Here is a 6,543-nt window from a genome sequence, read left to right as displayed (position 1 = left end):
GACTGCAAGCTTTACCCTTTGCCGCTCGGCAACTCTTCTCATACCAAGGTTGGTGAATGGGTCATCAGTGTCGGTTCTCCACTTGGATTGGAAAACTCTGTAACTGCCGGAATCATCAGCGCCAAAAACCGCCGCCTTCAGGTTGCCAAGCGAATGTACGAAGAAATTTTCCAGACCGATGCCGCCATCAACCCCGGCAACAGTGGTGGGCCACTCATCAACCTGAACGGCGAGGTTGTGGGGCTCAATGCCTTTATCATTCAATCCAGCCAATGTTTGGGCTTTGCCATCGGCATTGACGCCCTGAAAGCGCAACTGGAGCAGTACGTCTTTAAATAAAGAAGCAACTGCCCAGCAAAAAAGTATGGGAAAAGAAAAAACCCCGTCTAGGATGACGGGGATTGTTTTTCAAATGCGATCAAATATACTTTTTGACCTTCGGAATTGATTTGTTCCTCTGCCTCTTTCAATTGTTGCAACTGCACGGCCGTCAGTTGCGCAATAGGCAGTTCGTTCAAACGGTTTTGTTCCATACGCCATTCCTCCGTTGGTATCAGACTCACGAAGTAGTCTGTCCACCTGAACGGGTATGTATTTACGCGGTCAGATCGAAAGCTTTGGCAATCGCGGAACACGAACGCTTGCAGAATACGATCGGCAGCTCGCGGTCCTTCGCCTGGTTTTTCACTGTCTTCGCCAGATTGTGGTTCACGAAGTCAGTCAGCACCAGAATCATGTGGATGCCTGCAGGGATTTTCACGCCTGTTTGGGAGCTTTTGCGACCTGTCACGTGATGGATGTCCTTGAATCCTTGCCCGTGCAACAAGTCGACGATATTACCGAGGCGATCTCCGCCGATAACTAAAATGGATGACATAACTGTTTTCCTCCTTAAATTGAGTGAGTGTAAAATGTATGTTCTGTTTCTCTGTTTTTCTAATTGATAATGAATATCACTCTTATTGATAAATATTATCATTCCCATTTAGCTTTGACAATACTCTCCATGATAACTTTTTTGTAAAAATATAAAACTACTGTTAACAGCTCCTTGCTGCTCCACAGGTCTCACTCGCCATTGCCCGTAAAAAACGCCAGATATGAACAGAAAACGCCGAATATCTACATATGTATTGCCCGGTTCATTTTTCCAACTGTATAATGAACAAATAGATCGTGAATGAGGAGGTGGCGGAGGGTGCAAGAAATTACACAACTGCACGCCATTTTTGATCGAACCAGAGGGTACATCAATCGTTTTATGGGAATCATCCAGCCGATTATCGACGCTGCCCAGGACGAGCATACACGCTTGTACTACCATCACATTTTGGAAGAAGAAGAACAGCGCATGGGACGACTCCAGGAACTGGTTCCTTACCTGGAAAAAGTGTCCGAAAAAGAAACGCTTGCCGAGCTGAGCGACCGCGAGCTTTCGCAAATGCTGTCAGATGTGAACCTGGAGCGTTTTGGCCTGCATAACTTCCGCGAGCACCTGGAGCTTTCCCTGTACGAGTTTCAAGATGACGAAACTCGCCAGACTCTGGACGGCATGCGCGAAAAAACCCACGCCGACTACTTGCAGGTGAAAGAAATCATGGCCGCGTTGAGCGAGCGTTTTTCGGACGGGTCCCATCCCGATCTGACTGACCACGACGAGGGACACGACATCCATCAGGTGGATCACCTGAAAGCTTCGGCTTCCGCTGCTCACGGTGTTGCTTCTGTCATCAAGCATTCCGCTCCTGCCCATGCCGTTTCCGGCAACATTTCCGGCAAAAAGGGGCTTACAGTAGGAAGTCTGAAAGGACTGTAAGGAAACAACCATCTTATATGACCTGGAGGTTACGCTATGGACAAGCTTCGCAAATACCCTGACTCTCCTTTGACGAAAGATGAATGGAGCCAGTTGGATGCCACTGTAATCGACATGGCGCGCCGTCAACTCGTGGGACGTCGTTTCATTGATATTTACGGTCCGCTCGGAGAAGGCATCCAGACGATTACGAACGACGTGTACGACGAGTCCCGCTTTGGCGGTCTCTCCCTGCGCGGCGAATCGCTGGAAATGACACAGCCTAGCCGCCGTGTGAGCATGACGATTCCGATTTTGTACAAAGACTTCATGCTCTACTGGCGCGACGTGGCGCAAGCGCGCACACTCGGCATGCCGCTCGACATGAGTGCTGCTGCAAACGCGGCTGCCGGCTGCGCCCTGATGGAAGACGACCTGATTTTCAACGGAGCGGCTGAATTCGATCTGCCGGGCCTGATGAATGTAAAAGGCCGCCTCACTCACCTGAAAAGCGACTGGATGGAGTCCGGCAACGCGTTCGCGGATATCGTGGAAGCGCGCAACAAGCTCTTGAAAATGGGCCACAGCGGCCCTTATGCCCTCGTTGTGTCTCCAGAGCTGTACTCCTTGCTGCACCGTGTGCACAAAGGCACCAACGTGCTGGAGATCGAGCATGTGCGCAACCTCGTCACAGACGGCGTGTACCAATCGCCAACCATCAAAGGCCGCTCCGGCGTGCTGGTGGCAACGGGCCGTCACAACCTGGACCTGGCGATTGCGGAAGACTTCGACTCCGCTTTCCTCGGAGACGAGCAAATGAACAGCCTGTTCCGCGTTTACGAGTGCGTCGTGCTGCGCATCAAGCGCCCTAGCGCGATTTGCACGCTGGAAGAAACCGAAGAATAAAAAACGGCCTGGCTTGGCTTGAGTCGGCTTGTGGCTCAGTCAGACAGCCGCCTGTGAAGTTCATCGCTCACAGTGCCATTTCATCTGCAAAAAACGTGTCCATTTGACTTTACCGTCGATGGGCACTTTTTTGTGGGGGAGCTGGGACAGTCTTTTCAGGAAAAATATTGCAAATCTTCCTCTTGCTTTTTCCAGAAATGAGATTATAATAAGAACAAATGTTCCCTAACAAAATACTTCGACTTGAACTTATTCGGAAGAGGTGTTTTTATGAGTCATTCGCTTCACCATGTCCAGTTTTATCAGGAACAACTCGGTTCCGGCTTTCCGATTGTGATGCTTCACGGCTTTTCCCTCGACCACCGCATTATGCAAGGCTGCATGGAGCCTGTTTTCGCGGAGCGCGAAGGCTTCCGCCGCCTGTATATTGACTTGCCAGGCATGGGAAAGACGCAAAATTACGACAGCGTGCAAAACACGGATGACATGCTGGAGGCCGTCCTGCACTGGATAGATCGGGAGTTGTCCGGCAAGCCCTTTCTTCTTGCAGGAGAGTCTTACGGAGGTTTTTTGGCCAGGGGCGTGATCGAAAAGCGCAGAGAACAAGTAAAAGGCGCTCTTTTCATCTGCCCGAGCGTCATTCCGCAAATGAAATTGCGCACCTTGCCGGAAAAAGCGCTTCTCGTGGAAGACAAACTGCTGTGGGACAAGCTGACCGAGACGGAGCGCACCGAGTTTGCGTCCATGGCCGTCGTGGCGACGAATGAAACATGGGAGCGTTACAAAACAGAGATTATGAGCGGATACCACATCGCGAACTTCCCCTTTTTGGAAAGACTGAAAACGTCGTACGGCTTCTCCTTCCCGCTCGACACGCAGCCTTTTTCCCATCCGAGCCTGTTTGTCGTGGGCAAGCAAGACCACATCGTCGGCTACCAGGACGCTTGGAGCTTGCTGCCTCACTATCCGCGCAGCTCCTTTGCCGTTCTCGACTGCGCGGGACACAACCTGCAAATCGAGCAGCCAGCGCTGTTTACCGAGCTGGTGCACGAGTGGCTGGATCGGGTGGAGAGGGAGCTGGCTGTCTAGCCGTTCCCGGAAGCTTTGGCTTCGCCATGGCGTTGCGTTTGGCGAAGCCGGGGGCTGCGGGGCTGGCCCTTTCATTTGCGGAACATCAGAAACAAAAAAAGACAACCAGCCAGTTTTTTTGGCATGATTGTCTTTTTGGGCAGAGCTTTCTTGTCGTTCGCGAAACGGTTTCGCGGGCGAAAGACGCTGCTACTGTGTCACCAGGCTTTGACTGTATGCTGTAAATGCTTTGCCAAGTCTGGAAATTGCCAGTTGAGTGTCTTCCCGGTTGAGCAGCGTGTAGTTCAGGCGCATCGTATTGTGTTGCGGCTCATCTGCGTAAAACGGCTTGCCCGGGACGAATGCCACGCCTTCTTGCACAGAGCGGGCCAGCAGTTTTTCCGCGTCCACATGCTCGGGCAAATTCACCCAGAGGAACATGCCTCCCCTTGGCTTCTCCCAGCGGACGCCTTCCCAGTTTTGGGCGAGCAGCAGCTCGTTCATCCACTCCATCCGCTCCTTGTAGGAAGCGCGGATTTTTTCGATGTGGCCTTCCAGATCGAATTGGGAGAGCAGTTCATGGAGCGCGATCTGGTCGATCGTGCTGGATTGCAAGTCGACGGCTTGCTTCGCCTTGACCATCATCTGGATGACGCGCTTGTCGCCGATAGCCCAGCCGGTCCGCAGACCAGGCGCGACGATTTTGGAAAACGTGCTCGTGTACACGACACAGGAATCTGTCGGGTGCTCATCGAGCGAGAAAATGGAACGGTACGGAGCTTCTCCGTCAAACTGGATTTCGCCATACGGATCGTCCTCCAGAATGAGAATGTCGTTCGCTTTGCACTGGGCGAGCAAGCCTTGGCGACGTTCCAGGCTCCATACTTTCCCGGTCGGATTCGCAAAAGTCGGAATGACATAGACCATTTTCGGGCGATACTGGGCGATTTTTTGCGCGAGATCGTCCAGATCCATCCCTTCTGCGTCCCCTTGCACCGGAATGGTGCGAATCCCCCGAAATTGGAACAATTGGACCGCAGCCAGATACGTTGGATTTTCTACCAGCACGACGTCGCCTTCGTCCAAATAGACTCGACACAGTAAGTCGACGGCCTGCTGGGAGCCGGTGGTCAGCAGCATATTGTCCAGGCCTACGTTCATATGTTTTTGCTTCATCCGTGAGGCAACCCACTCGCGAAGCGGAATGTATCCGTCAGTCAAACCGTACTGCAAAGATTTGGCCCCCAGATCGAATGCCCGATTGAAAGCTTCGCGCATAGCTGCGATAGGAAAAGAATCCTCGGCTGGCAGTCCACCTGCGAGCGAGAGCACTTGATTGCCTTGGGTCAGCTTCAAGATTTCCCGGACAGCCGAGGAGGATAATGCGTCAACTGATTTTGAAAATGAGTACTCCATGTTCCGTTCCCCCTTGATTTTGCTTATTCTTGTTTTATCACTGACGCCAGGCAAAGTCCAATCCCCGCTAGCTATGAGCAGATAGGTTTTGACTATGTCGAGCGATTGTTCGATCGAAGCTGCTGCTTGCATCAGCGCTGCTCCCTAGTTTTCGCAACCTTCATTTTTACCCCATGCCGCCATGCGAAAATCCGTGTACGTCCCTTTTTCTTTGGTCGAGCAAGAATAGCTCTTGCGACAGGTCAAATCCACCAGCGTCAAACGAAGTCCGTGCTTCGCTCCGGTATCAATGCCGATTCGGTCTGGCCGTATCCAGATTTCCCCCGGTGCGGCTCCCATCCGATGTGTGGGCGTGTGCCCGAATACAATCACTCGCTCGAACTGCGCCGCACTGTGCCAAAACTCTTCCCTGATCGCGAGCAGATCGTAAGGCTGCTGGGAAGCGAGCGCAATTCCCGGGCGGATACCCGCGTGTACGAACAAGTACGGCCCGTGCTCGATGTAGTGCGGCAATCCGGCGGCAAACTTCAGCCATGATTTTTCGCCAGCCGTTTGCTCTTCCTTTTCATGCTGATCGAGCAGCCATTGCTCCAGATTTCCGCGCAGCGCTGCTGCTGCTGACCGCCTGAAAGCTGCGGCGGCAAGCGTTGCTCCAGCCCTTCCAGGCGCAACAGCTTGACCAGTTCGGCGATTTTGGCCTGAATCAAATCTGCTTTCATTTTTTTGCGCTGGAGTCCGTACGCGATATTGGCGTAGACGCTCATGTGCGGCCACAGGGCGTAATCCTGAAACACCATGTTGAGATTGCGCTTTTCCGGGGGGACCAGCCGCGAGGGCGACGCCACCTGTTCCCCTCTCAGCAGCACCTCTCCGGCATCTGCCGGGTCAGTCCGGCGATTACTTGCAAGAGCGTAGATTTCCCGCAGCCGGATGGTCCCAGGACGCTGATGATTTCTCCGCTGCGCACGGCCAGGTTGATTCCGCGCAAAGCGGCATAGCTGCCAAACGATTTTTGTACGCCTCGCACTTCCAAAATCGGCTTCAAGCTTGTTCTCTCCCTGCTTTCCATTTTTTCGGCTGAAACAACAGCTCGACGATGACGATGAGCAGCACAACGAAACCGCCGCCCACCAAGGTCGAAGCCGCTGCGTAAGTCGCCGTCGATGGGGAAGTGCCTTGTCCGCATCCCGCAAAAAGCAAGGTAGTGGAGACGAGCAGCGATGCTACTGTCCATTTTTGTTGCCGATTTTTCCTGGTCATTCCGATTTCCCTCCCATTTCATTTCCTACCGACAACTGTACGCGATTTGTGTGAGGGGAAAGTAAACCGGATGCTAAGCTTGTGTTAAATAGAGTCTA

9 protein-coding genes and 1 pseudogene are annotated in these 6,543 nt (G+C 52.7%); 4 read left to right on the top strand and 6 right to left on the bottom strand.

Features of this window, described 5'->3' with window-relative positions:
• The coding region (locus AC3WJN_RS07285; RefSeq protein WP_492329232.1) for a S1C family serine protease at positions 1-339 on the top strand (339 nt) is incomplete at its 5' end.
• A gap of 47 nt (positions 340-386) precedes the next feature.
• On the opposite strand, the gene AC3WJN_RS07280 is transcribed toward AC3WJN_RS07285, so the two are convergent.
• On the bottom strand, positions 387-533 hold the full coding sequence (locus tag AC3WJN_RS07280) for a hypothetical protein (protein WP_007783177.1): 147 nt from the start codon (positions 531-533) through the stop codon (positions 387-389).
• Positions 534-595: 62 nt separating this feature from the next.
• Entirely contained in the window at positions 596-877 is a 282-nt protein-coding gene (locus AC3WJN_RS07275; RefSeq protein WP_005828113.1) for a DUF2325 domain-containing protein, read from the bottom strand.
• Between the two features lie 321 nt (positions 878-1,198).
• On the opposite strand from AC3WJN_RS07275, the gene AC3WJN_RS07270 reads away from it, so the two are divergent.
• From AC3WJN_RS07270 to AC3WJN_RS07260, 3 genes are all read left to right on the top strand, one after another.
• Positions 1,199-1,816 (top strand): IMEF encapsulin system ferritin-like cargo protein, encoded by a 618-nt coding sequence (locus AC3WJN_RS07270; protein ID WP_007783174.1) that lies wholly within the window; start codon positions 1,199-1,201, stop codon positions 1,814-1,816.
• A gap of 36 nt (positions 1,817-1,852) precedes the next feature.
• Positions 1,853-2,701, top strand: coding sequence for a family 1 encapsulin nanocompartment shell protein (locus AC3WJN_RS07265; RefSeq protein ID WP_007783173.1), 849 nt, complete (start codon positions 1,853-1,855; stop codon positions 2,699-2,701).
• Positions 2,702-2,971: 270 nt separating this feature from the next.
• A complete protein-coding gene (locus tag AC3WJN_RS07260) occupies positions 2,972-3,790 on the top strand; it encodes an alpha/beta fold hydrolase (RefSeq protein WP_007783170.1) in 819 nt (272 codons plus the stop codon).
• A gap of 189 nt (positions 3,791-3,979) precedes the next feature.
• On the opposite strand, the gene AC3WJN_RS07255 is transcribed toward AC3WJN_RS07260, so the two are convergent.
• From AC3WJN_RS07255 to AC3WJN_RS07240, 4 genes and pseudogenes are all read right to left on the bottom strand, one after another.
• Positions 3,980-5,185, bottom strand: a complete 1,206-nt coding sequence (locus tag AC3WJN_RS07255; RefSeq protein WP_005828106.1) for an aminotransferase-like domain-containing protein — start codon at positions 5,183-5,185, stop codon at positions 3,980-3,982.
• A gap of 144 nt (positions 5,186-5,329) precedes the next feature.
• Positions 5,330-5,698, bottom strand: coding sequence for a hypothetical protein (locus AC3WJN_RS07250; protein WP_007783166.1), 369 nt, complete (start codon positions 5,696-5,698; stop codon positions 5,330-5,332).
• Positions 5,699-5,712: 14 nt separating this feature from the next.
• Positions 5,713-6,254: pseudogene (locus tag AC3WJN_RS07245) on the bottom strand (ABC transporter ATP-binding protein).
• Complete coding sequence (locus AC3WJN_RS07240; protein WP_007783161.1) at positions 6,227-6,445, bottom strand: hypothetical protein; 219 nt, start codon at positions 6,443-6,445, stop codon at positions 6,227-6,229. The pseudogene AC3WJN_RS07245 and the gene AC3WJN_RS07240 overlap by 28 nt, the downstream one beginning before the upstream one ends.
• Positions 6,446-6,543 lie beyond the last annotated feature (98 nt).

The organism is Brevibacillus sp. FW306-2-1A-C05A, assembly GCF_058781555.1.
Note: the sequence above shows the minus strand (reverse complement) of the source record. Positions and strands in the feature narration are given on the sequence as shown.

Coding starts and splice junctions, on each gene's coding strand:
- AC3WJN_RS07240 (WP_007783161.1), bottom strand. CDS start 6,445: ATGACCAGGAAAAATCGGCAACAAAAATGGACAGTAGCATCGCTGCTC.
- AC3WJN_RS07280 (WP_007783177.1), bottom strand. CDS start 533: ATGGAACAAAACCGTTTGAACGAACTGCCTATTGCGCAACTGACGGCC.
- AC3WJN_RS07275 (WP_005828113.1), bottom strand. CDS start 877: ATGTCATCCATTTTAGTTATCGGCGGAGATCGCCTCGGTAATATCGTC.
- AC3WJN_RS07255 (WP_005828106.1), bottom strand. CDS start 5,185: ATGGAGTACTCATTTTCAAAATCAGTTGACGCATTATCCTCCTCGGCT.
- AC3WJN_RS07260 (WP_007783170.1), top strand. CDS start 2,972: ATGAGTCATTCGCTTCACCATGTCCAGTTTTATCAGGAACAACTCGGT.
- AC3WJN_RS07265 (WP_007783173.1), top strand. CDS start 1,853: ATGGACAAGCTTCGCAAATACCCTGACTCTCCTTTGACGAAAGATGAA.